Genomic DNA, 20,694 nt, shown 5'->3' on the forward strand with positions numbered 1-20,694 from the left:
GCGTTTCCACGTATCGTCACATCCCCGAAACACCGGCGTCCCATCGCCTCCAAGAACCCGCCCTACCGTGGACGCCACAGCCCCAAGCCCGGCCACCGTCGCCCGAAGGCTCACCCCCGCCCTCGACGAGACGACTGGAGCCCCGTGTCCCGCCCCGCAGTCCCGGCCCTCACCCTGCCGCCCTGGCTCGCCCACGCCCTGCGCACCCAGCGCGGACCCGTTCCCTGGAGTGCGGTCACGCGAGGGGCCTTGGCGGCCGGGCCCCTCCTCCTCGCCGCCGTCCTCGCCGACCGCGTCTCCCTCGGCGTCGTAGCAGCGATCGCGGCCATGCTCGCCGGCATCAACGACCGCCCCGGCAGCCGCCGTGCCTCCGTCAAGCGGCTCGGGGTGCCCGCGCTGGCAGGGGCGGCCGGGCTGCTCGTCGGGACGTACGCCGGGGACCATGTCGGAGCCGTCCCGCTCACCCTCCTCCTCACCGGCCTCGGGCTCTTCGCCGGCGGCATCAGCGCGGTCGGTCCCGTCTCCTCCGGCGCCGGCACGCAGTTGCTCGTCGCCTCCGCCATCGGGGCCGGGATGCCGTTGCCCGATGCCGGGTGGCAGCGGGCGCTCGCCTATCTCGCCGGTGCCGTATGGCTGCTCGCGTTGCGGCTCGTGCTTCCCACGCCCGGTTCCCTCGCCGGCGACTTCCGGTTCGACGGGGAGCGGGACGCCGTCGCCGCCGTGTACGACGCCGTCGGTGAGCTCCTCGACGCCGCGGGCACCGAGCAGGCCTCCGCCCGGCGCGTGGCGCTCACCGCCGCCCTCGATCACGCGCAGGACGCCCTCGCCGGGCCCCGGCTGCGGCGGTACGCCTCCTCGTCCACCGAGCGGCGGCTGCACGCGCAGTACGCGGCGGCCCTTCCCCTCGCCGAGGCCGCCACCGCGCTCGCCTGGGCCGGGGAACCCGTGCCCGCCCGGGCCTGCGAAGGCCCCCGACGCCTCGCCGCCGCCGTACGCGGCAACACGCACACCGGACCCCTCCCCGCGCCCTCCCGGTCCGCGCCCGCGCTGCGCGCCCTCGACGACGCCCTGCTGCATGCCGCCGAGGCCTTCGACCGGGGCAAGGGCAACCGCGACCTGCACACCCGGCGTCGTAGGCCCAAGGACCTTGTCCGTTCCCTGTTCGGGGCCGGCGGGCGGGAGTACGGCCTGCGCGTCGCCCTCTGCTTCGGGGCCAGCGCCGCCATCGCCCAGGCCCTGCACCACGCCCAGTGGCACGGGCAGCACGAGCACTGGTACTGGCTCCCGGCCACCGCCGTCTTCCTCGTCAAGCCCGACCTCGGGCCGCTCGCGTCCCGGGTGCTGTGCCGGGCCGCCGGCACGGTGCTGGGCGCCCTCCTCTTCGCCGGGTTCGCGGCCGTGCTGCCCCGGCCGGAAGGGCTCATCGCGCTCGTGGCTCTCAGCGGCGCCCTCATTCCCGTGGCCACTCGGCACTTCGCCGCCCAGACCGCCGTCGTGACCGTCCTCGTGCTCGCGCTGGTGATGGTGGGCGGCGAGCCGCAGGCCTCCGCGAGCCGGATCGGGGAGACGCTGCTGGCCTGCGCGATCGTGCTGGTCGTGGGGCATCTGCCGATGCCGGGGCAGCGGGGCGGGGGAGTACGGGCACGGCTCACAGCGGCCAACCGGGCCGCGCACGCGTACCTGGCGCATGTTCTGCGGGAGTCCGATGCCGCGGTGCTGCGCGAGTCCGACGCCGAGGCGCTGCGCGACGCCGACGCCCGTACCCCGCTCCCGTCCGACGGCCGTGGCCCCGCCCCTTCCGGCGACCGTGCCCTGCGCTGGACGCTTCGCCGCGAGGCCTACCGCACGCTCGCCGAGGCCCGGACCGCCATCGCGCTCGCCGCCGCGGAACTCCCCGCCCTCGCCCGGCACACGGAGGGCGCGGACGACGTCGTCGCCACCCTCGAACAGCTCGTCGACACGACCACCGCGTGCGCCGTGCACCTCGACGACTCGGGCCGGCTCACGTCCTGGCACACCGCCCACCTCGCCGAGTTGCTGGACGAGCTCGCGCGCGAGCGCGACCGGGTCGGACTACGCGGCCCCGAGGTCCCCGACGTGCCGCTCGCAGGCTGACGTCGGCGCGGTGGCCCGCACGCGGACCGGGCTGCTCCCCGATGCGCGGTTCACCTCACGCGCCCCCGCGACCGCGTCGTACGTTGGCGTGATGACGCCTTCTCCCGCAGAAGCTCCCGCCGACCTCGTCATCACCGGATGCACCGTCCTCGTGCACGACGACCAAGAGCGGATCGGGTTCGAGGAGGATGCCGCGATCGTCGTACGGGGCGGGGTCGTCGAGGCTGTCACGACCGCCGACGCCGTGCGCGACCGACCCGCCGTCGAGCGCCTCGACGCAGCAGGCCAGGTCGCCCTCCCCGGCCTCGTCAACTGCCACACCCACGCCCCGATGGTCGCCCTGCGCGGTGTCGCCGAGGACCTGCCCACCGAGGAGTGGTTCAACGACGTCGTCTGGCCCGTCGAGTCCAACCTCACCGAACGGGACGTGGAGTGGGGGGCGCGGCTCGCCTGCGCCGAGATGATCCGGGGCGGCGTCACCTGCTTCGCCGACCACTACTTCTCGATGGACGCCGTGGCCGCCGTCGTCGCCGAGTGCGGGATGCGGGCCCACCTCGGCGAGGCCTTCTTCTCCTCCCAGGGGCCTCAAGGGCGGGAGAAGTCACTGGAGTTCGCGCTACGGCAGCGCGGCGGCGCCGACGGCCGTATCACCACCGCCCTCGCCCCGCACGCCCCCTACACCGTCGACGACGCCGACCTGGCCGCCACCGCCGAACTCGCCCGCGACCACGGCCTTCCCGTCCACCTCCACGCCTCCGAGAACCGCGACCAGGCCGAGACCAGCCTCGCCCGCCACGGCGTCACCCCCATCGAGGTCCTGAAACGCACCGGAATCCTCGACGTCGACGTCCTCATCGCCCACGGCACCGGAATCCTCGACCGCGACCTGCCGGTCCTGGAGCATGCCTCCGGTCGTACGGCCGTCGCCAGCGCCCCCCGCGGCTATCTGAAGTTCGCCTGGCCCACCACCACACCCGTACGCGCCCTGCAGGACATCGGCATCCCCGTCGGGCTCGCCACGGACGGCGCCGCCTCCAACAACTCCCTCGACGTATGGGAGTCGATGGCCCTCACCGCCCTCATCCAGAAGTCGACCACCGGCGATCCGCGCTGGCTGACATCTCGTCAGGCCCTGCACCACGCCACCCTGCAGAGCGCCCGCGCGGTCGGGCTCGGTGACGTGGTCGGCAGCATCGCAGCCGGTCGGCGCGCCGACATCATCCTGGTCGACCTCACCGGCCCGCACAGCCAGCCCGTCCACGACCTCGCCGCCACCCTCGTGCACAGCGCCCGCTCCTCCGACGTCCGCACGACCGTCGTCGACGGGCGGATCCTGATGCGCGACCGGGAACTGCTGACGATCGACGTGCCCGCGGTGGTGAGGGAGCTGGGGGAGCGGATGCCCGCCCTCCTGGACCGGAGCCACGGCAAGCGCATCCAGGAATACGACACATAGCCCGAACATAGCCCGAGGCCCATGGAGCCCGCCGGTCACCAGGCGAGCAGGGGCGCGCGTCGGCTCTTGGGGCGTCTGCGGGCAGTGAGCGCATCCGTATCACGATGAGTGAGACAATTGATGCGGGGCGTAGCGGTTGATCATCGAGAGTGAGCGGGCGCTCACACATCGCGGTGAACGAGTGTCAACTACGTCTCAGTCCCGTCACCGGGCGAGGCGTTTCACCTCCGGCAGGCGTTAACTCCTACAAGTACGACGCTTTCTGGAGGTGCAGGATGGTGAACGGGCGAACAGTGCTCGAACGCTTTCCCGCGGGCGGGCCGCGAGGGTCGTGGCCGGCGGAGGAGTTCGCACACGCGCGGCGCATGGAGGGTCTGGACGCCGAGGTCGTCATGGACCTCGCGACGGACGCGTTCCTGGTGATCGTCCGCGGTGACCTCGCGGCTGACGCCGCCGCGTGACATGAGGGCCGGGGCGTTCCCCGTCGGGCCCTCGCGCTGATCAGCCTGCCTTCGGGGCGGGCACCCGGGTCGTGAACTGCTCCGCCTGGAGCGAGTACAGCTCGGCGTAGACACCGCCGGTGGCCAGCAGTTCGTCGGGCGTGCCGGACTCCACGAGCCGCCCCTGGTCGAGGACGTGCACCAGATCGGCATGGCGTACGGACGCCAGCCGGTGGGTGATGAGGACGACCGTCTGCCCGGCGGAGGCCAGCGCGCGGATCTTCTCGAAGACCTCCAGCTCGGCCCGTGCGTCCAGGGCCGCGGTCGGCTCGTCCACGATCAGGATGTGACCGCGCCGGTAGGCGGCCCGCGCGATCCCCAGCCGCTGCCACTGACCGCCCGACAGCTCGTGCCCGCCGCTGAAGTGCCGGGCCAGCAGGGTGTCCAGGCCGCGCGGCAGATCGGCGACCACGTCCTCGGCGCCGGCCTCGGCGAGCGAGGCGGCCAGACGTTCCTCGGTGAGGGGTGCGGAGGAGCGGCCGACGGCCACATTGACCCGGGCTGTGAACGGCCAGCGCTTGAAGTCCTGGGCCACCATCGCGATGCGCTCGGCGAGTTGGTGCCGGTCGGCGGTGGCCGCGTCGACGCCGTCCCAGAGGATGCGGCCCCGGTCCGGCGTGTAGAGACCCGCCAGCAGCTTCACCAGAGTGGTCTTCCCGGAGCCGTTCTCGCCGACCAGGGCGACGATCCGGCCGAGGGGGAGGGTGAGCGTGACATCGTCGAGGGCGGGGCGGGCGGATTCGCCGGGGTAGGAGAAGCTGACGTTCTCGAAACGGACCTCCCGCGGGTCCTCGGGCAGGGTGGCCCCACCGACCGGAATCGCCCGTTCGGCCGCCTCGACGTACAGCCGCTGAAGGTCGCCCACGAAGAGGGCCTCCTCGTGGAGGGCGTTGACCTCCAGGACGAGGGTGTCGAGGCTCGACGAGCCGGTGCGGATCGCGATGACGGCCGTACCCGCCACGGAGAGCGCCATCGCGCCGGCGAGCAGCAGTCCGCCCAGCGTGGCGTACGTCGCGACGGTCGCGAGCCCCGTCCACGCCGCCGCGATGAGCCCCGTACGCGCTGCCAGCCGGGCCAGCCGCGCCTGCTCCGCCTCCGCCGTCTCCGACATGGCCCGGTAGTGGCGCAGGAGGAAGGGCCCGACGCCGTGGACGCGGATCTCGGGCGCGGCGGCGGGCTCGGTGAGCAGCCCGCTGATCAGATGGCCGGCCCGGGAGTGCTGCACCCAGGTGTGGAAGGACTCGTAGCGGCGCCGCGCGTTGGTCAGGGCGCTCCACGCGCTGGGCAGCGTCATGGTGGCGAGGAGGGGGAGCAGGGCGGGGTGCAGCACGGTGAGCACGCCGGCCGCGGCGATCAGCGAGATGCCCGCGTTCACGACGCGCGTGCTGTACGCGATCATGCGGCGGGCGGCCCCCGCGCCGTACTGCGCGGTGTCCAGCAGCTTGTGGAAGGCGTGGTCCTCGATCGCGGCCAGCTCCACGGCCGCCGCCCGCTCCAGATACAGCTCGGTCGCCACCCGCTCCACCTTGGGCTCCAGACGCCCGGCGGCGTACGTCGAAGCGGCCCGCAGCAACGTGGAGACCACCATCACGACGGCCATGGTGACGAGCGCGGGAACGGCACCCCGTAACCGCTCCTCCAGCGCCCCGCCGCCGATCAGCCGCCCCAGCACACTGTTCACGGCAAGCAGCCCGACCGCCTGCCCCAGCCCACGCCCCACCTCGGCCACCAGCACGGTCCGCGCGGCCCGCCGATCGGCCTGCCAGGCGAGCCGGAAACTCGACGCCATCAGCGACGGCAGCCGCGTCACCATGGCCCGGAAGCTCAGCTCCAGAAAGGCGTCCCGATGCTGATTCCACCCCATGTCGTACCGCAGCGGACCCCCGAAGAGCAGCCGCTCCGACTCGGACACCTCAGCCGCACCAGCACCGCGCTTCTTCCCCACCCCAGCCCCTCCCCCGGCCGCCCTCGTGACGGAGGGCCACTATGGCGGGGTGGGGGCGTTCGGGGGAGGGCGCGAGTGAGGGGCGGCGGGCACGCGCGGGCGTACGCCGTGCGGGCGAGGGCGGCGGGGCCGAAACGGGTGGTCACGCTTCGGCGCCGGCCCGCGCCATCCAGCCCGTCCGGCGTTTGAGGACGGGGCCCGTTCAGGGCCGAAGCGGGGGTCCAGGGGGCGGCAGCCCCCTGGTACGGGACGGAAGGTGCGGCACCGCTCCCACCACGGCACCCGCAGCCACCCCGCCCCACCGGCGGAGCCTCACGCGCTGATGTGCCGAGACCACGTAGGCGTAGTCCCCGTCACCCGGCACAACACCAAATACAACGGAATCGGCGGCGTATAAGGAACCGTCCCGTCCGGCTGATGAATCAGCCGAGGCGCGTCCAGCACCACCGCCCCCGTCGTGTACCGCACCATCGCCGGCCACTCCAGCGCATAGTCGGAGTCGGACGGCACGATCCACCACCAGTGCGTCTCGTCGGCGTACACGCACCCCACACGAGGCAGCCGAGCCAGGACCAGAGGCCCGAAGCGGGCGGGCACCGCCACCGCGTCGCAGCCCAGGGGCGCCGTCATGCCGTCGGGAACGGGCAGCCGTCGAGGAGCCGCAGCGGAACGCAGGCCGCGGCGGAGCCGTACCAGCGAGTCCAGGCTCAGCACCTGACCGCCGCCGGACGCGCCGCTCACAGCCATGCGGGCCCCGTTCCCCCGCCGTGCCGCGCCCGCGTCCCGTCCTCGTCGCCCGAGTCCCCGGACGGACCCGGCTTGGGCCGGGACCCCCACCCGAGGTCGTTGTACGGCCCGATGCCGCGGCGGGCAGCGTCCCGGAGCCCGGCCGTGCGCGGCAGATCCGCCCAGACGACGAGCCCGGACTCCTGTTCCCGGGTCCCCCAGGCGTGGCAGAGGGCGTCGATGAGAAGCAGTCCCCTCCCGTGCTCCTCGTCGGGCCGCGCCGCCAACGGGTGCGGCTCACCCGGCGCGCACCCTTCGTCGCGCACGGCTATGCGCACCAGCTCGGCACCGTCGTGCAGCTCACAGACGATGTGCTCGCTCGCCGTGTGCACGATCGCGTTGGTGACCAGCTCGGACACGACCAGAGCCGCCGTGTCGCAGGTGTCCTCGCACACCGCCCAGCCGTTCAACCGAGCCCGGGTCAGGCGTCTGGCCTGCGCGGGAGAACCCGGATGCGCGGCCAGTTCGAAGCGGAACCGGCGCTCGGCAGCGGCGCCCAGCTGGGGGCCGACTCCCGTGGCGGCGCCGAAGCCGTGGGGGGCAGCGGCGTCTGTTCCTAAGGGCGGGGACGGAATCACGCTTGCCACTATCGCCCCGCCGTGAACACTTGGCAAGTGTCACTCTGAAAATTGCAGAGTGCTGTGTGACGCGGTGGAAGGCCGTGGCACACTGCTCGCAACAGCATGTCGAGCGGCGCCAGTTGGGATCGCCGAGGATCCGCCGGTTCTCACCGGGATCTTCGAATTGGTCTTCGAATGGCGCCGTCGGCCTGTCGGGATTCATGTCGGGATTCAGCCGGCCTGTCGGGACTCATTCGTGGAGGTGGAGCGTGAGCGAGCCGCGGTCCGCGCCGACGGTCGGTCAGGTCGTCCTCGGCCGACGCCTGCTGGACCTGCGTGAACGCGCCGGGCTCAAGCGTGAGGAGGCCGCCCGCATCCTCCGCGTCGCCCCCGCCACGGTCCGCCGCATGGAGATGGCCGAGGTCGCGCTCAAGATCCCGTACCTCCAACTGCTCCTGAAGGCCTACGGCATCTCCGACGACGAGGCCGACGGCTTTGTGCAACTGGCCGAGGAGGCGAACAAACCCGGCTGGTGGCAGCGGTTCCACGACATCCTGCCGGGCTGGTTCTCGATGTACGTCAGCCTGGAGGGCGCGGCCGGCCTCATCCGGTCGTACGAACCCCACTTCGTGCCCGGCCTGTTGCAGACCGAGGACTACGCGCGCGCGGTGCTGAGGTCGGGGGCCGTCGGCCAGACCAGCCCCGACGACATCGAGCGCCATGTCGCCCTGCGTATGCGACGCCAGCAACTGCTCACCCGTGAGGACGCGCCCCGGCTGTGGGTCGTGATGGACGAGACCGTGCTGCGCCGCCGGGTCGGCGGCCCGGAGGTGATGCGTGCCCAGATCGACCGGCTGCTCGAGGCCACGAAGCTGCCCAATGTGACGCTGCAGGTGGCCCCGTTCGCGAACGGACCGCACCCCGGCACCTACGGGCCTTTCGTGCTGTTCCGATTTGCCATGTCAGAACTGCCGGACATGGTCTACAGCGAGTACCTGACCGGCGCCGTCTACCTCGACGCGCGCGCCGAGGTGGCGACCCATCTCGAGGTCATGGACCGCATGGCGGCGCAGGCTGCTACGGCACATCGCACGAAGGGGATCCTCCGGGATCTCCGCAAGGAGCTGTGAATGGATCGCATCAAGCCGCGCATACGCGTCTACAACGGCATGCCCGCGCGGGACTTGGGCAGCGAGGGCTGGCACAAGCCGTGGAGCGGCGGCAACGGAGGCAACTGCCTGGAGGCGATGAAGCTCGCCGACGGCCGGATCGCCGTCCGCCAGTCGACCGACCCGGACGGGCCGGCGCTGATCTACACCACGGACGAGATCACGGCGTTCATCGAGGGGGCGAAGGCGGGGGCGGCGGACTTCCTCCTTTCCTGAGCTGCTCGAGCTACTTGAGCCACATGAGCTACTTGACCCACATGAGCTACTGAGTCACTTGCCTGCCTCTCTCGCAACTTCCTTTACTTGGTGCTCAGTTGATAATCCATTGCGTCCTACGGAGTGCCTCATGATCGAGATCGACACCAGCAAGCCGCATCCCGCGCGGATGTACGACTGGTATCTCGGCGGCAAGGACAACTACCCCGTCGACGAGGCCATGGGGAAGCAGATGCTCGCCCTCGACCCGCGCGTCCCGGTGATGGCGCGGGTCAACCGCGCGTTCATGCACAGGGCCACGCGCTGGCTCGCCGAGCAGGGCGTACGTCAGTTCCTGGACATCGGCACCGGCATCCCGACCGAGCCGAACCTCCATCAGGTGGCCCAGGGGGTCGCCCCCGACGCGCGCGTCGTCTACTGCGACAACGACCCCATCGTGCTGGCCCACGCGGCAGCCCTGCTGCGCGGCACGGACGAAGGCACGACCGAGTACCTGCAGGCCGATGTGCGCAGCCCCGAGGCGATCATCGAGGGCGCGAAGAAAGTCCTGGACTTCAGCCGCCCCGTCGCCCTTTCCCTCGTCGCGCTGCTGCACTTCGTCTCCGACGAGGACGGCGCGCACGACTTGGTGACCCGGCTGCTGTCCGAACTCCCCTCCGGCAGCTACCTGGTGGTGACCCACGCGACCGCCGACTTCACTCCCGAGGAGTCGAAGGCGGCGACCGAGAAGCTCAAGGCGGCCGGCGTCACCCTGGCCCTGCGCTCCCGCGAGGAGTTCACCCGCTTCTTCGCCGGCCTCGAACTCGTCGAGCCCGGCGTCGAGGTGCCGCACCACTGGCACCCCGAACTGGGTGAGCCCGTACCCGGACAGGACGACGGGGTCATCCCCGGGTACGGGGCGGTGGGGCGCAAGCCGTAGTCCCCCTACGGGCAAGCCGTAGTTCTCCTTACGGGCAAACCGTAGTTCGCCTTACAGGTACGACATCATGCGCCGCGGAGCGTCCACCAGGCGGCTGAGGACCACCACCGGCAGCGGGGGCTGCTCCACCTTGGCCGGGCTCAGGTTCAGCCCGTAGTAGATCTGCTCGATCGAGGGCGGTCCGACCGCGAGGTTGCGCCGGACCGCCTGCGACGGCGACTCCTCACCGGTCTTCACGAGGTACGCCGCGACCATCGCGCCCGTACGGCCGACACCCGCGCCGCAGTGGACGAACACCGGGCCGGACGCCGACGAGACGACGTCGAGGAAGCGCTGCACCTGCTGGGGTGACGGCGTCTGCCCGTCACGGATCGGCATGCGCACGGCCTTCAGCCCGGCCTCACCCGGTTCGGCCAGCTCGGCCGCGCTCAGGTCCTCGGCGCGCAGGTCGACGACGGTGGTGATGCCCATGCTCGCCAGTGCCCGGTAACCGGCCGGGGAGGGGGCGGAGCCGCGCCACAGCCGGCCGTCGGTGTCCACCGGCTGGAAGTGGTTCACGCCCTGGACGGAGCGCGTACCGGCAGGCACTGGAGTCTCCTCGCGGGCCAAGAACGACAGGCCCAGGATGCTGCCTGCGCCGGCGACCCACAGGGCGATGTAGCCGATGACGAGGCCGAGGAGGATCCGCAGCGCGCGCCGGGACAGCGGGCGCTTGCGGAGAGCAGGGGAGGGCAGGGTTGCGGTAAGGACAGCCATGGGCGACCCGGGGGACTAGGGGGCGGGGGTCGTTGGAATCGTAACCTGCGGTATGTGATCAACTGTGCGATAAGTCCGTTTTGTGCGATAAGTCTCACCTGTCATGTTTGGTGCGCACAGTCGGTCGGTCACGGTCGGCGCGGCACGTTCAGCCCTCATCCGCCTCCGCGTCGCCGACACCGACCACCGTGAGATGGGCGCGATCCAGGGTCGCGTCCTCCAGGCAGCCGCGCAGCCGCATGAGGTCGTGCTCGGTGAGCGCGGGCCGTACGACCCCCGCGAACGTGCCGTCTCCCAGGTCGCCGAGGGCGGCGTGCCGCAGCGGTGCGGCCGTGGAGTGCCGGCAGCTCTCCCAGATCTGCTGTGCGGCCAGCGCCTTCCCGGCGGACGACATGTCCACGCCCCGCAGCTCGATCTGGACGACCACGGAGGTCGCCTCGTTCTCGTTGGCCTCTTCCTTACGGGTCTGGGTGAGGTCGGCGAGCCCCACGATCAGGGCGGCGAGCAGGGCGGCACCGGCGAGGGCGACGGTGGCGAGACGTGCGGTACGGCCCCGGGAGCGTCCACCGCCCAGCGGTGGCAGGTCCTCCAGGTCGTCGGCGGCTGCCGGGTCGGGGGCGGCGAGCACGGCCAGCCGCCCGGCCAGGCGCCGCTCGGCGGGTTTCGCCGTGGCCGACGCGACCCGCTGCACCACCCAGGCGAGCCCGGACAGCAGGACACCGGCGAACATGAGGACCGGCACGAAGACGTACCTCCGCTCCGCCGGGTCCTCCAGCCACCGGAACCGCGTCTCCTCGTGCGCCACGGCCGGCTCGCGCAACCGCGTCAGTACGTCCTCCTGGCGGGCGTCCAGCTCCCGCTGCCGCCGGTCGGTGTCGCGCAGCCGCTCCTCGATCCGGTTCAGCCGCCCCAGCGTCACCAGGCCGAGCAGCATCACCTCGACGACCAGCAGCAGGACCCCGCAGATCATCGCCCGCTGCCACTGCCAGCGGTACAGGTAGACGACGAGGTAGGTGCCCGCGCCGGCGGCGACCAGCGCTCCGAAGACGTACGCGATCTTCCTCATGACGCGTCCCCCAGTCGTACGTCACCTGCCGTCCCGTCGACCGTCAGCCGGGAGCCCGGCGGGAAGCGGCGTACGGCGTCGGTGGCGCCGACGACCGCGGGGAGCCCGAACTCCCTTGCCAGGACGGCCAGATGGGACAACGCGCTGCCGGTCTGGGCGACCAGGCCGGTCAGGCCGGGCAGCAGCGGGGCGAGCGCGGGGTCCAGGGAGCGCACGACCAGCACGGGGTCCGTCGGCCGGGGACCCGCCCCGTCCCACACGGTTCCGACGACGCGCCCCGCGGACACGCCCCGTACGCCGTCGCCCCGGGCGCCTCCCCGCTCGGCGACGACGACCTGACCGTCCGCGAGCCGGAAGGCGTCCGGCAACGGCGGCGACTCGGCCTGCGGCACGCGTGCGTGGAGATCGCCGGGCAGGGCCCCGCCGTCCAGCACGGTGGCCAGCTCCGCCCACCGCAACAGCCCGACACGCTCCAGGCCGATCCCCAGCCGCCGAGCCACCTCGCGCACGAGCCGGACCTGCAGTTCCTGCACCCAGCGGATGCGGAGGCGGAGGGCTTCACGGGGTGGGAGGGGGGTGAGGGAGGGGGAGTGGAGGGTCGTGGGGCGGGGGGTGTCCATGGGCGCAGTGGCCTGGGTGGCCTCTGCGGGTGCGGGGGACTGAGACGCCTCTGCGTGCCAAGCGGCCCGTGTGGTGCCGGTGTGCGGGGTGGCGTAGATGGCGAAGGCCGCGCTCGTGGGGGTGGCTCGCTGGGCCGGCTCACGGGAGGGCGGGCGCGGAGCGGGCGGGCGGCGGCTGCCGTTGGCGGTGGGTGCGGCGTGGGTGGGCCGCGTCGGTGTGGTGGCGTCCGGCGCCGGTTCCTGGGCGATCACTGTCGCCCACGTGCGGTGCGTCCCCGTGCCCTGCGGAGCGGCTTGGCCGGAGTCGTTCGTCGGCGGTGACGGCGTCGCCGTAGCGCCCGGCGGTCGCCCCCGTCTGCGCAGGCTCGGGGCGGTGAGGGTCAGGACCACCGGGTTCTCGGCGACCACCTGCTCGTCGGGGATGCCCAGGGCACGGGACTCGGCCAGGACGGCCAGGGCCGTGCCGGCCGCTGTGCGGCTCCTGGGCGGTTCGTCGAGGAGGGCTCCCGCGAGGGCCTCCTGGGCGTGCAGGGAGACCAGGACCCGGCGGGCCCAGCGGAGCTCCGCGGCCAGGGCCGAGCCGGAGAGCCCGGTGGGTGACGGGATCCCGGCGAGGCGGCGGTCGACGTCCGCGGCGAGGTCGGTGGCAAGGCCGGGCAGGGCGGACGCGAGGCGACCCACCCGCCAGGCCGCGGTGAGCCGGCGCGCTCCGGGTGCCGGGTTGAGCAGCGCGAGCCACCGGTGCCGGGGTGGCACGGCGCCGAGGAGCCGCAGATCGGCGGCGGCACGCCCAGTGACCGTAGTGACCACCGGCACCGAGTTCAGCAGCCGACGCGGCGCGGTGCCCCCGATGTCCAGTGCGGCGGCGAGCCCACGGGCCATCGGCGCCACCCACAGGTCCTCCTCCAGCGGCGTCAGCTGCTCCGGCAGCGTCTCCGCCACCGGACCGGGCCCGAGCAGTCGCGCGCCGCGTGCCGGTCGCGCCGCCATCGCGGTGATCGGCCGACTCTGGAACAGCCACAGCCGCCCGTCCGCGTCGAACCCGAACTCGACGTCCTGCGGCCCGCCGAAGACCCGACGGACCTGCCGCGCCAGCCGCGCCAGCCGGAACAGCTCGACGCGCGTGAGCAACGAACCGGAGGGCTCCGCCGGGACCTCCGACGACTCCGTCCGCAGGAGCCGTCCGTGCCCGCTCAGCCAGTGGTCGGTGCCCGACCGCGCCCCGCTCACCAGGCTGTCCGGCCCGCCGCGCACCGCGCTGACCAGCAATCTGTCGGCCCGCCCAGCGACCGGGTCGGCACCGAACATCACCCCGCCGACCCGAGCCGTGAGCATGGGCTGCACCAGCACCGCCATCGGCGCCGTGGAGCCGTCGGGCCGGTGCGCCGAGCCGAGCACGGTCTGTACGGCCGTACGAAAGTCCCGCCAACCGCGCACGTCGAGCACCGAGGTGAACTGGCCCGCCAGGGACGACTCCTCGGTGTCCTCCTGGGGCGAGGACGACCGTACGACGAGCGGGCGGGTGCCGCCGTCGGAGAGCTCGTCCCAGGCGCGCCGCAGGGCGACCGTGTCGCGCATTGCCTGGTGCGGTATCACGAAACCGGGAAGCACGGGCAGTCCGGCGCGGGCCGCGCGGGCGAGGTTCGCGGCCTTGGATCCCATCAGCCGGGGGAGCGCGGCGCCGGGCAGGTCCAGCGGGACGACGGCCGGACCGTACGTCTCGACCTCGGCCGGCGTGACGTCGCCCCGGAACTCATCCCCGTCGCGCGCACCTTCTCCGTGACGTTCATCGAGCGTCGTCATCGAACACCCTCCAGGACCGACCGCCAACAGGGGGGACGCGCTGGGGTGGCCCTGCGCCTGACGACGGAACGAAGGATGGGGGCGAGCCGCTGCCGTCCCGGACCCGGGTACGACGACAGCACACCTCCTGCTCCGATGATCCCACTCCTGTTCGGATCCATGTAGCCCGGAAGTCATCTTTCGGACACATGCGAGAACAAATCTGAAAGTGACGGTATGCCGGGAATGAGTGATTTATCCAGCCTTAGTGGCTCTCGCCCGGCGGCAGCACCCCGCACAGCGCCTCCAGCGCCGCCCCGTACGCGTGCTCCGAGGGCGTCGCGTATCCGACGACGATGCCGTCACGGACCGGCATGGCCCTCGCCACGGCGTCCGGGTGCCGGAACTCGGCGAGGCCGTCCAGGGCGATGCCCTGCCAGGTGGCCGCCTTGACCGTGGAACGTTCGGTGCCGGGCGGCAGCCGCAGCACCGCGTGCAGTCCGGCGGCGACACCGGTGACCTCGATGTGCGGCGCGTGCGTGGCGAGCGCCGCGACGAGGCGGTCGCGGCGGCTCCGGTACCGCTGCCGCATGCGCCGTACATGACGGTCGTACGCCCCGGAGACGATGAAGTCGGCGAGGCTCAGCTGATCGAGGACGCTCGCCCACGCCTCGCGCTCGCCCTTGGTCACGAGCACGTCGTCGACGTACCGCTCCGGCAGCACCATCCACCCGAGCCGCACCGCCGGCGACAGGCTCTTGCTGACCGAGCCGATGAAGATCACTCGCTCGGGATCGAGACCCTGGACGGCGCCGACGGGTTTGCGGTCGTAGCGGAACTCCCCGTCGTAGTCGTCCTCCAGAACGACGCCCCCACGCGCGCGTGCCCAGTCGATCACGGCGGCACGGCGCTCGGGATGCAGCGGGCCGCCGGTCGGGAACTGGTGCGCGGGCGTGAGCAGTACGGCCCGTTCGCGTCCCAGCACGTCGACGCGTGCGCCGTCCTCGTCGAGGGGGAGCGGTACGGTCCGTGCGCCCGCGGCGGCGAGGAGTTCCCGGTGGAAGCCCAGCCCGTACCCCTCCACGGCCAGTGGGCCGCGCAGCACACCGCCGCCTGTGCCTGTGCCTGTGCTTGTGCTTGTGCTTGTGCACCTGTCCTGGCCGAACAGCAGCCGCAGGGCGTGCGCGAAGCCGGAGCAGATCACGATCCGGTCCGGCTCGGTGCGCACGCCACGCGCGCGTGCCAGGTACTCGGTGAGCGCCTCCCGCAGTTCCACGCGCCCGGCGGGATCACCGGGCCCGAAGACCTCGTTCGGCGCCTGCTGGAGGGCCCGCCGATAGGAGGCCAGCCAGGCCGCACGCGGGAACGCCGACGCGTCCGGGGTGCCCTGCCGCAGGTCGTGCCGAGGCCCACGCGCGCGTGGGAGGCGCCTTACGGGGCACCCGCTCGGCGCGTCGCAGGGGGTCGGCACGCTCGGCCACCCTCGTCCCCGAGCCCTGGCGGGCGGTGAGCCAGCCCTCGGCCACCAGCTCCGCGTACGCGTCGGCCACGGTGTTGCGGGCGACCCCCAGGTCGGCGGCGAGCGAACGGTACGGCGGCAGCCGGGTACCGGGCGCGAGCCGCCCACTGCGCACGGCCTCGCGCAGCGCACGGATCAGCGCGGCCCGGCGGCCGCCCGGCGCGGATGAACCGGATGCCTCGGACGACCCGGACGGCTCGGAGGGCTCGGACAGATCCACATGCAGGTCGGCGCCGATCCGCTCTGCCGAATTGACCCACGATTCCGCCATGGAAATGCACCCTACAACCGGTCTTTTCGGCCCGTAGGTTGATCCACATGACGACGAACACGACCGACACCAAGCTCACCGAGTCCATCGCCGAGTCCATCAACGAGGCCGAGGCCGCCCGCACCCGCCTCGACTTCGCGAAGTCCGCCCCGAAGGTCTTCCGCGCCATCGTCGGCTTCGACGCCGCCGCCCGCGAGGGCCTGGACCCCGCACTCGTCGAACTGATCCAGATCCGCGCCTCGCACCTCAACCACTGCGCCTACTGCCTCCACATGCACACGGGCGACGCCCGCAAGGCCGGTGAGAGCGAGGACCGGCTGCACATGGTCGCCGTCTGGCGCGAGGCCCGCCACTTCTTCACCGAGAAGGAACAGGCCGCCCTGGCCCTGACGGAAGCGGTGACCCTGGTGGCCGACGGAGGGGTCCCCGACGAGGTCTACGCCCAGGCCGCGGCCCACTTCGACGAAGCGGAACTGGCACACGTCCTGGCCCTGATCCTCACGATCAACACATGGAACAGGGTGGCGTTGGCGACGGGGAAGGTGGCGGGGACGGACGAGCGGCGTCAAGGACGTCAGTGAGCCGTTTCCCGCGCCCGCGATCACTGCCCGTCAGACGGACATGGGGCGGTCGTACGGCGAGATCGGCGCCGGAAGCCGTGAACTCCCCGTCAGACAACGGTCGACGGCCGCCGCGACCGCCCGCCCCTCCGCGATCGCCCACACGATGAGCGACTGGCCCCGGGCAGCATCCCCCGCGGCGAACACGCCGGGGACATTCGTGGCGAACCCGGCATCCCGCGTGATCGTCCCGCGAGGCTCCAGCTCCAGCCCCAGCTGGTCGATCAGCCCGTCTCCCCGGTCGGGCCCGGAGAAGCCGAGGGCGAGCAGGACGAGGTCGGCGGGCAGCGTCCGTTCGGTGCCCGCCAGCGGGCTGCGCCGTGCGTCCACCTCGGTCAGGTGGAGCGCCCGTACGTGTCCGTCGGCGTCACCCGTGAAGTGGAGCGTGGACGCCGCGAACAGCCGCGCGTCCGCGTCCGCCGCGGGGGCCGTCCGAAGATCGCGCGCCTCCTCGTGCGCGGCCGACAGACGGTAGATCTTCGGGTACGTCGGCCAGGGTTCGGCGTCCTCGTCCCGCTCGGCGCCCGGCTGGGCGTAGATGTCCAGCTGGGTCACGGACGCGGCGCCCTCCCGAACGGCGGTGCCGAGACAGTCGGCCCCCGTGTCCCCGCCGCCGACGATGACGACGTGCTTCCCGGCCGCGGACATGGGGGAGGTCTCCAGATCACCCTCGCACACCCGGTTGGCCAGCGGCAGATACTCCATCGCCTGATGGATGCCGCTCAACTCCCGCCCGGGGAGGGGAAGTTCACGCCAAGCCGTGGCCCCCGTGGCGATCACCACGGCGTCGTAGCGCGACCGCAGCTCGGCGGCTCCGATGTCCCGCCCGACCGCCGTCGACGTACGGAACTTGGTCCCCTCGGCCCGCATCTGCTCGATCCGGCGTTCCAGATGGTGCTTCTCCATCTTGAACTCGGGGATGCCGTATCGCATCAGCCCGCCGATCCGGTCGTCCTTCTCGTACACGGCGACCGTGTGCCCCGCCCGGGTCAGCTGCTGCGCCGCGGCGAGCCCGGTGGGCCCCGACCCGATCACCGCGACCGTGCGCCCGGACAGCCGGTCCGGCGGGCTCGGGGGCGCGAACCCCTCTTCCCAGGCGCGGTCGGCGATCGCGCACTCGACGTTCTTGATGGTGACGGCCGGCTGGTTGATCGCCAGCACGCACCCCGCCTCGCACGGCGCCGGACACAACCGCCCGGTGAACTCCGGGAAGTTGTTCGTCGCGTGCAGCCGGTCGGCGGCCGCCCGCCAGTCCTCCCGCGACACCAGGTCGTTCCACTCGGGGATCAGATTGCCCAGCGGACAGGCGTCGTGGCAGAAGGGTATGCCGCAGTCCATGCAGCGGTCGGCCTGCTTGCTGATGATCGGCAGCAGCGCCCCGGGGACGTACACCTCGTCCCAGTCCTTGACCCGCTCCTCGACGGGCCGGCGCGGCCAGTCCTGGCGGGGGGTGGTCATGAAACCCTTGGGATCGGCCATGGCCGTCTTCCTTGCGTGCGCGTGTGACGTGTTGGAGCCGTGCGTCATCGGGCGGCACTCTTCCGGCCACGATACGTCCCACGGGCCACGGGCGCAGAGTGGCGGGACAGCGCTTTCTCCGTGGGGCGAGCGGGGGCGGGGTCAGCTGAGGGCCAGCACGTAGGACACCGTCGCGGCGGCCGAGGCGACCGCGCGGACGTGGTTCCACGCCGTCCACTCGCGCACGTACGTCGGCCAGTAGGCAGCCGCCTCCGGAGTGCCCGCGTCGAGCTTGAGCAGCGCCTCGTTGCGCGGCACGTTCGCCACCATGGTCACTCCGAACGAGCCGAACAGATACAGCGCACTGCCCAGCAGCAATTCCACGGTCGCTTCGTCCGGCCAGAGCACGAACGTCACCACGGCGATCACCGCGCACAGCACCGCCGACCCTATGAACACCAGCATGAACGCCGGCAGCAACGCCGCCACATTGATCGCCTTCATCGCGGCCACGCCCTGCGCGGGCGGCAGCGCGGCGAGCCCGCGCATCACGAAGGTCGAGAACGCGCAGAACACCCCGGCCACGAGACCGGTGCCGACCACACCGATCACGATCAGTACGAAGTACGGTCCATCAATCACGTCAGCGTCAACTCCCGCGTCCCGCCGGGATCATGCCCGGCTCCCTCCAGCATTACCAGTGAAACCTTGTACGAGATCCGTGACCATGGCCGAGCGGCGCGCGCACATACGCGAGCGGCCTGCCGGTCGGCCGGGCGGCGGAGGACGGGCGCCGCAGTGAACGGTGCGCTTTGAGGCGGCGGGGCATCGTGCAGGGGCCGGTTGGCTTCCCGGCGGTTCACCTCCCGGCGGTTCACTTCCCGGCCGTTCACGTCCTGGCCGTTCAGGTCCTGGCCGTTCACGTCCCGGCCGTTCACCTCTCGGCGGTTCACGTCCCGGCCCCCGCGCGGCTGGCGGCATCGGCTCGGCCGTTCCTGACCACGTCGGCTGCACATGATCGATCCGCGCGGCAAGGCAATGGCGGCCGTGCTGCCCGGCGGTGCCGAACGACCGCACCTGACACGGCCTGCCTCCGGGTCCCGTCTCTCCGGACCACTCTCAGCCGACCCCCGACACCTCCGCCCGCCACGCCCGCAACGTCGACTCCACCGCCGCCGCGATCCGACGCCGAGCCTTGTGTCGCGGCACCCCGCTCATCAACAGCTGGTCGTACGGCGTGTCCATATGCCGTACGGACGCCACGACCGCCGACGTCACCGCCGCCTCGGACAACGCCCGCCCCGCCGCACTCCGCCCCACCCGCCCGCTGCCCCGCACCGACGCATGCGCGGCGACGTCCCGCGCCCGGCCCGCCGGGCACCCCGGGAACAGCCGCCGGATCTCCCCCGCGAACGCCGCCGCGAACCGCACGTCCTCCCGCGCCCGCCGCCGGGCGTCCCGCACCCGGCGCCGCCGCCGGGCCTCCGCGTCCGCCAGGCACCGCTGCTCGGCGCGGGCGAGCCCCGCCTCCTCGACGAGGACGCCCTGCCGCTCATAACGGCTCCTGCGTCGGTTGAAGCGCACGACCACCGCCGACAGCGCACTCTCCTCCCGTGACCGACGCGTCAACGCCGTGTCGCCGCGCGGCAGAAACACCAGATGCCCGAGGTCGGCACAGTCGAGACACCGCGGCGCACCCTCCTCCAGCACGAGCATCCGCAACGGTCCCGCATGACACTCAGCACAGTGCCGCCGCTTGAGGGGCTGGATCACGATAAGGCCGGTTCGGGGCGGGGGAGCTGCGAGCGGTGCCATACGGGGTTCATGCGGTGCCATACGGGGTTCATTCCCCTCGGGGCAGGCCCGGGGAACTCCCTGACCGGGGCAGAGAAGCCGTCTGATCAGGCCGGGGAGCCCGACCGACCGGGTCTGGAACGCGACCGAGCGTGTCTGGGGAACGGTGTGGTCGGGTCCGGGACGGTCTGGTCGGTCCGGGGGCGGTCGGTTCGGGCCTGGAGACGGTCTGCTCGGATTCGGGGGACGGTCTACTCGGATTCGGGGGACGGTCTGAGCGAGGGCGAGGGCGAGGGCGAGGGCGAGGGCGAGGGCGAGGAGTAGGGCCAGGGCGGGGGTGAGGGCGCGGGACAGGGATAGGGGCGCGGCGGGGGTGAGGGCGAGTGGGGGCAAGGGGGGAAGCGACGGCGGTGGTGCGGCCGCGGAGCGCGCCGCACCCCGGCCGCGTCCTGCCGCATCATGGGCCGTGTGCGACTCGAAGCGATCACCTGGGAACGGCTCGGCGACCTGCTGGCGGAGCGGCTGTTCGACCTGAAGTCGGCCGATGGCAGCGCTTGGCCGCGCATCGCGTTCGACGGTGCCCCGGCGGCCCGCCCGGGAGACCTCGCCGAGCGCGTCGGTGAGGCGCTGCGCATACGCGGCCGCCCCTCTCTCACCGTCGGCACGGAGGGCTTCCTGCGCCCCGCCTCGGTCCGCCTGGAGTACGGCCACCGGGACGTGGACGCCTACTACGACGGCTGGTTCGACACCGGTGCCCTGTGGCGCGAGGTCTTCGGCCCTCTCGAACCCGGCGGCGACGGTCGCGTCCTGCCCGACCTTTGGGACCCGGTCACCGACCGAGCCACCCGCAGCTCCTACGTCCAACTCCCGCCCGCTGGCTTGCTGTTGCTGCACGGTCCCCTCCTGTTGCGTCACTGGTTCCCCTTCGACCTGACCGTCCATGTCCTCCTCTCGCCCGGTGCCCTGCGCCGCCGTACCCCCGAGGCCGAGCACTGGACCCTCCCCGCCTTCGAGCGCTACGACCACGAGACCGACCCCGCCGGCACTGCGGACGTCCTGGTCCGTGCCGACGATCCGCGGCACCCGGCGTGGAGTGGTTGAGCGGTTTGAGCCATTGAGCAGTTGAACCCGAGTCGGCAAAC

At 72.5% G+C, this 20,694-nt stretch carries 17 protein-coding genes and 1 pseudogene; 8 read left to right on the forward strand and 10 right to left on the reverse strand.

The annotated features are described in order from the left end of the window. Window positions 1–144 precede the first annotated feature (144 nt). The 3 genes from QQM39_RS34555 to QQM39_RS34565 all read left to right on the forward strand — a co-directional run bounded on the left by QQM39_RS34555 (window position 145) and on the right by QQM39_RS34565 (window position 4,032). On the forward strand, window positions 145–2,115 hold the full coding sequence (locus QQM39_RS34555) for an FUSC family protein (protein WP_302001492.1): 1,971 nt from the start codon (window positions 145–147) through the stop codon (window positions 2,113–2,115). A 91-nt stretch (window positions 2,116–2,206) separates the two neighbouring features. Continuing rightward, window positions 2,207–3,571 carry an amidohydrolase gene (locus tag QQM39_RS34560; RefSeq protein WP_302001493.1) on the forward strand — a complete coding sequence of 455 codons (1,365 nt, stop codon included), beginning with the start codon at window positions 2,207–2,209 and terminating at the stop codon, window positions 3,569–3,571. A 275-nt stretch (window positions 3,572–3,846) separates the two neighbouring features. Continuing rightward, window positions 3,847–4,032: a hypothetical protein gene (locus tag QQM39_RS34565; RefSeq protein ID WP_274238163.1), complete on the forward strand. Its 186-nt coding sequence runs from the start codon at window positions 3,847–3,849 to the stop codon at window positions 4,030–4,032. Window positions 4,033–4,072: 40 nt separating this feature from the next. Here the strand turns inward: QQM39_RS34565 and QQM39_RS34570 are convergent, their stop codons facing one another. The 3 genes from QQM39_RS34570 to QQM39_RS34580 form a co-directional block, all read right to left on the reverse strand. After that, complete coding sequence (locus QQM39_RS34570; protein WP_302001494.1) at window positions 4,073–6,016, reverse strand: ABC transporter ATP-binding protein; 1,944 nt, start codon at window positions 6,014–6,016, stop codon at window positions 4,073–4,075. Window positions 6,017–6,328: 312 nt separating this feature from the next. Continuing rightward, window positions 6,329–6,763, reverse strand: coding sequence for a hypothetical protein (locus tag QQM39_RS34575; RefSeq protein WP_302001495.1), 435 nt, complete (start codon window positions 6,761–6,763; stop codon window positions 6,329–6,331). Further along, window positions 6,754–7,389 carry an ATP-binding protein gene (locus QQM39_RS34580; protein WP_302001496.1) on the reverse strand — a complete coding sequence of 212 codons (636 nt, stop codon included), beginning with the start codon at window positions 7,387–7,389 and terminating at the stop codon, window positions 6,754–6,756. The genes QQM39_RS34575 and QQM39_RS34580 overlap by 10 nt, the downstream gene beginning before the upstream one ends. Window positions 7,390–7,631: 242 nt before the next feature. Between QQM39_RS34580 and QQM39_RS34585 the strand changes: the two genes are divergently transcribed. The 3 genes from QQM39_RS34585 (at window position 7,632) to QQM39_RS34595 (ending at window position 9,666) form a co-directional block, all read left to right on the forward strand. Beyond that, complete coding sequence (locus tag QQM39_RS34585) at window positions 7,632–8,492, forward strand: helix-turn-helix transcriptional regulator (RefSeq protein ID WP_302001497.1); 861 nt, start codon at window positions 7,632–7,634, stop codon at window positions 8,490–8,492. After that, complete coding sequence (locus tag QQM39_RS34590) at window positions 8,493–8,747, forward strand: DUF397 domain-containing protein (protein WP_302001499.1); 255 nt, start codon at window positions 8,493–8,495, stop codon at window positions 8,745–8,747. A 130-nt stretch (window positions 8,748–8,877) separates the two neighbouring features. Continuing rightward, the gene (locus tag QQM39_RS34595; RefSeq protein ID WP_302001500.1) at window positions 8,878–9,666 is read left to right on the forward strand and encodes an SAM-dependent methyltransferase; all 789 of its coding nucleotides are present in this window, start codon (window positions 8,878–8,880) and stop codon (window positions 9,664–9,666) included. Window positions 9,667–9,717: 51 nt separating this feature from the next. Here the strand turns inward: QQM39_RS34595 and QQM39_RS34600 are convergent, their stop codons facing one another. The 4 genes and pseudogenes from QQM39_RS34600 to QQM39_RS34615 form a co-directional block, all read right to left on the reverse strand. Beyond that, window positions 9,718–10,422 (reverse strand): dual specificity protein phosphatase family protein, encoded by a 705-nt coding sequence (locus QQM39_RS34600; protein WP_302001501.1) that lies wholly within the window; start codon window positions 10,420–10,422, stop codon window positions 9,718–9,720. A gap of 148 nt (window positions 10,423–10,570) precedes the next feature. After that, a complete protein-coding gene (locus tag QQM39_RS34605) occupies window positions 10,571–11,488 on the reverse strand; it encodes a hypothetical protein (RefSeq protein WP_302001502.1) in 918 nt (305 codons plus the stop codon). Next, window positions 11,485–13,911, reverse strand: coding sequence for a PEP/pyruvate-binding domain-containing protein (locus QQM39_RS34610; protein ID WP_302001503.1), 2,427 nt, complete (start codon window positions 13,909–13,911; stop codon window positions 11,485–11,487). Before QQM39_RS34610 ends, QQM39_RS34605 begins: the two co-directional genes overlap by 4 nt. 244 nt (window positions 13,912–14,155) lie before the next feature. Then, window positions 14,156–15,680: pseudogene (locus QQM39_RS34615) on the reverse strand (PLP-dependent aminotransferase family protein). A 47-nt stretch (window positions 15,681–15,727) separates the two neighbouring features. On the opposite strand from QQM39_RS34615, the gene QQM39_RS34620 reads away from it, so the two are divergent. Continuing rightward, window positions 15,728–16,261: a carboxymuconolactone decarboxylase family protein gene (locus QQM39_RS34620; RefSeq protein WP_302001504.1), complete on the forward strand. Its 534-nt coding sequence runs from the start codon at window positions 15,728–15,730 to the stop codon at window positions 16,259–16,261. Between the two features lie 30 nt (window positions 16,262–16,291). On the opposite strand, the gene QQM39_RS34625 is transcribed toward QQM39_RS34620, so the two are convergent. The 3 genes from QQM39_RS34625 to QQM39_RS34635 form a co-directional block, all read right to left on the reverse strand. Continuing rightward, window positions 16,292–17,779, reverse strand: coding sequence for a glutamate synthase subunit beta (locus QQM39_RS34625; protein ID WP_302001505.1), 1,488 nt, complete (start codon window positions 17,777–17,779; stop codon window positions 16,292–16,294). Window positions 17,780–17,920: 141 nt separating this feature from the next. Beyond that, the gene (locus QQM39_RS34630) at window positions 17,921–18,400 is read right to left on the reverse strand and encodes a DUF1772 domain-containing protein (protein ID WP_302001506.1); all 480 of its coding nucleotides are present in this window, start codon (window positions 18,398–18,400) and stop codon (window positions 17,921–17,923) included. A 477-nt stretch (window positions 18,401–18,877) separates the two neighbouring features. Next, a complete protein-coding gene (locus QQM39_RS34635) occupies window positions 18,878–19,573 on the reverse strand; it encodes a DUF2293 domain-containing protein (protein WP_302001507.1) in 696 nt (231 codons plus the stop codon). Window positions 19,574–20,011: 438 nt separating this feature from the next. Between QQM39_RS34635 and QQM39_RS34640 the strand changes: the two genes are divergently transcribed. Beyond that, window positions 20,012–20,653: a uridine kinase gene (locus tag QQM39_RS34640; RefSeq protein ID WP_302001508.1), complete on the forward strand. Its 642-nt coding sequence runs from the start codon at window positions 20,012–20,014 to the stop codon at window positions 20,651–20,653. Window positions 20,654–20,694 lie beyond the last annotated feature (41 nt).

Origin of the sequence: Streptomyces sp. DT2A-34 (assembly GCF_030499515.1) — a bacterium.
GTDB lineage: Bacteria > Actinomycetota > Actinomycetes > Streptomycetales > Streptomycetaceae > Streptomyces.

What these genes read in the sequence shown, in the direction of transcription:
- QQM39_RS34610 (WP_302001503.1), bottom strand. Translation starts at nt 13,911, where the DNA reads ATGACGACGCTCGATGAACGTCACGGAGAAGGTGCGCGCGACGGGGAT.
- QQM39_RS34590 (WP_302001499.1), top strand. Translation starts at nt 8,493, where the DNA reads ATGGATCGCATCAAGCCGCGCATACGCGTCTACAACGGCATGCCCGCG.
- QQM39_RS34640 (WP_302001508.1), top strand. Translation starts at nt 20,012, where the DNA reads ATGGGCCGTGTGCGACTCGAAGCGATCACCTGGGAACGGCTCGGCGAC.
- QQM39_RS34560 (WP_302001493.1), top strand. Translation starts at nt 2,207, where the DNA reads ATGACGCCTTCTCCCGCAGAAGCTCCCGCCGACCTCGTCATCACCGGA.
- QQM39_RS34600 (WP_302001501.1), bottom strand. Translation starts at nt 10,422, where the DNA reads ATGGCTGTCCTTACCGCAACCCTGCCCTCCCCTGCTCTCCGCAAGCGC.
- QQM39_RS34575 (WP_302001495.1), bottom strand. Translation starts at nt 6,763, where the DNA reads ATGGCTGTGAGCGGCGCGTCCGGCGGCGGTCAGGTGCTGAGCCTGGAC.
- QQM39_RS34620 (WP_302001504.1), top strand. Translation starts at nt 15,728, where the DNA reads ATGACGACGAACACGACCGACACCAAGCTCACCGAGTCCATCGCCGAG.
- QQM39_RS34635 (WP_302001507.1), bottom strand. Translation starts at nt 19,573, where the DNA reads ATGGCACCGCTCGCAGCTCCCCCGCCCCGAACCGGCCTTATCGTGATC.
- QQM39_RS34595 (WP_302001500.1), top strand. Translation starts at nt 8,878, where the DNA reads ATGATCGAGATCGACACCAGCAAGCCGCATCCCGCGCGGATGTACGAC.
- QQM39_RS34605 (WP_302001502.1), bottom strand. Translation starts at nt 11,488, where the DNA reads ATGAGGAAGATCGCGTACGTCTTCGGAGCGCTGGTCGCCGCCGGCGCG.
- QQM39_RS34565 (WP_274238163.1), top strand. Translation starts at nt 3,847, where the DNA reads ATGGTGAACGGGCGAACAGTGCTCGAACGCTTTCCCGCGGGCGGGCCG.
- QQM39_RS34625 (WP_302001505.1), bottom strand. Translation starts at nt 17,779, where the DNA reads ATGGCCGATCCCAAGGGTTTCATGACCACCCCCCGCCAGGACTGGCCG.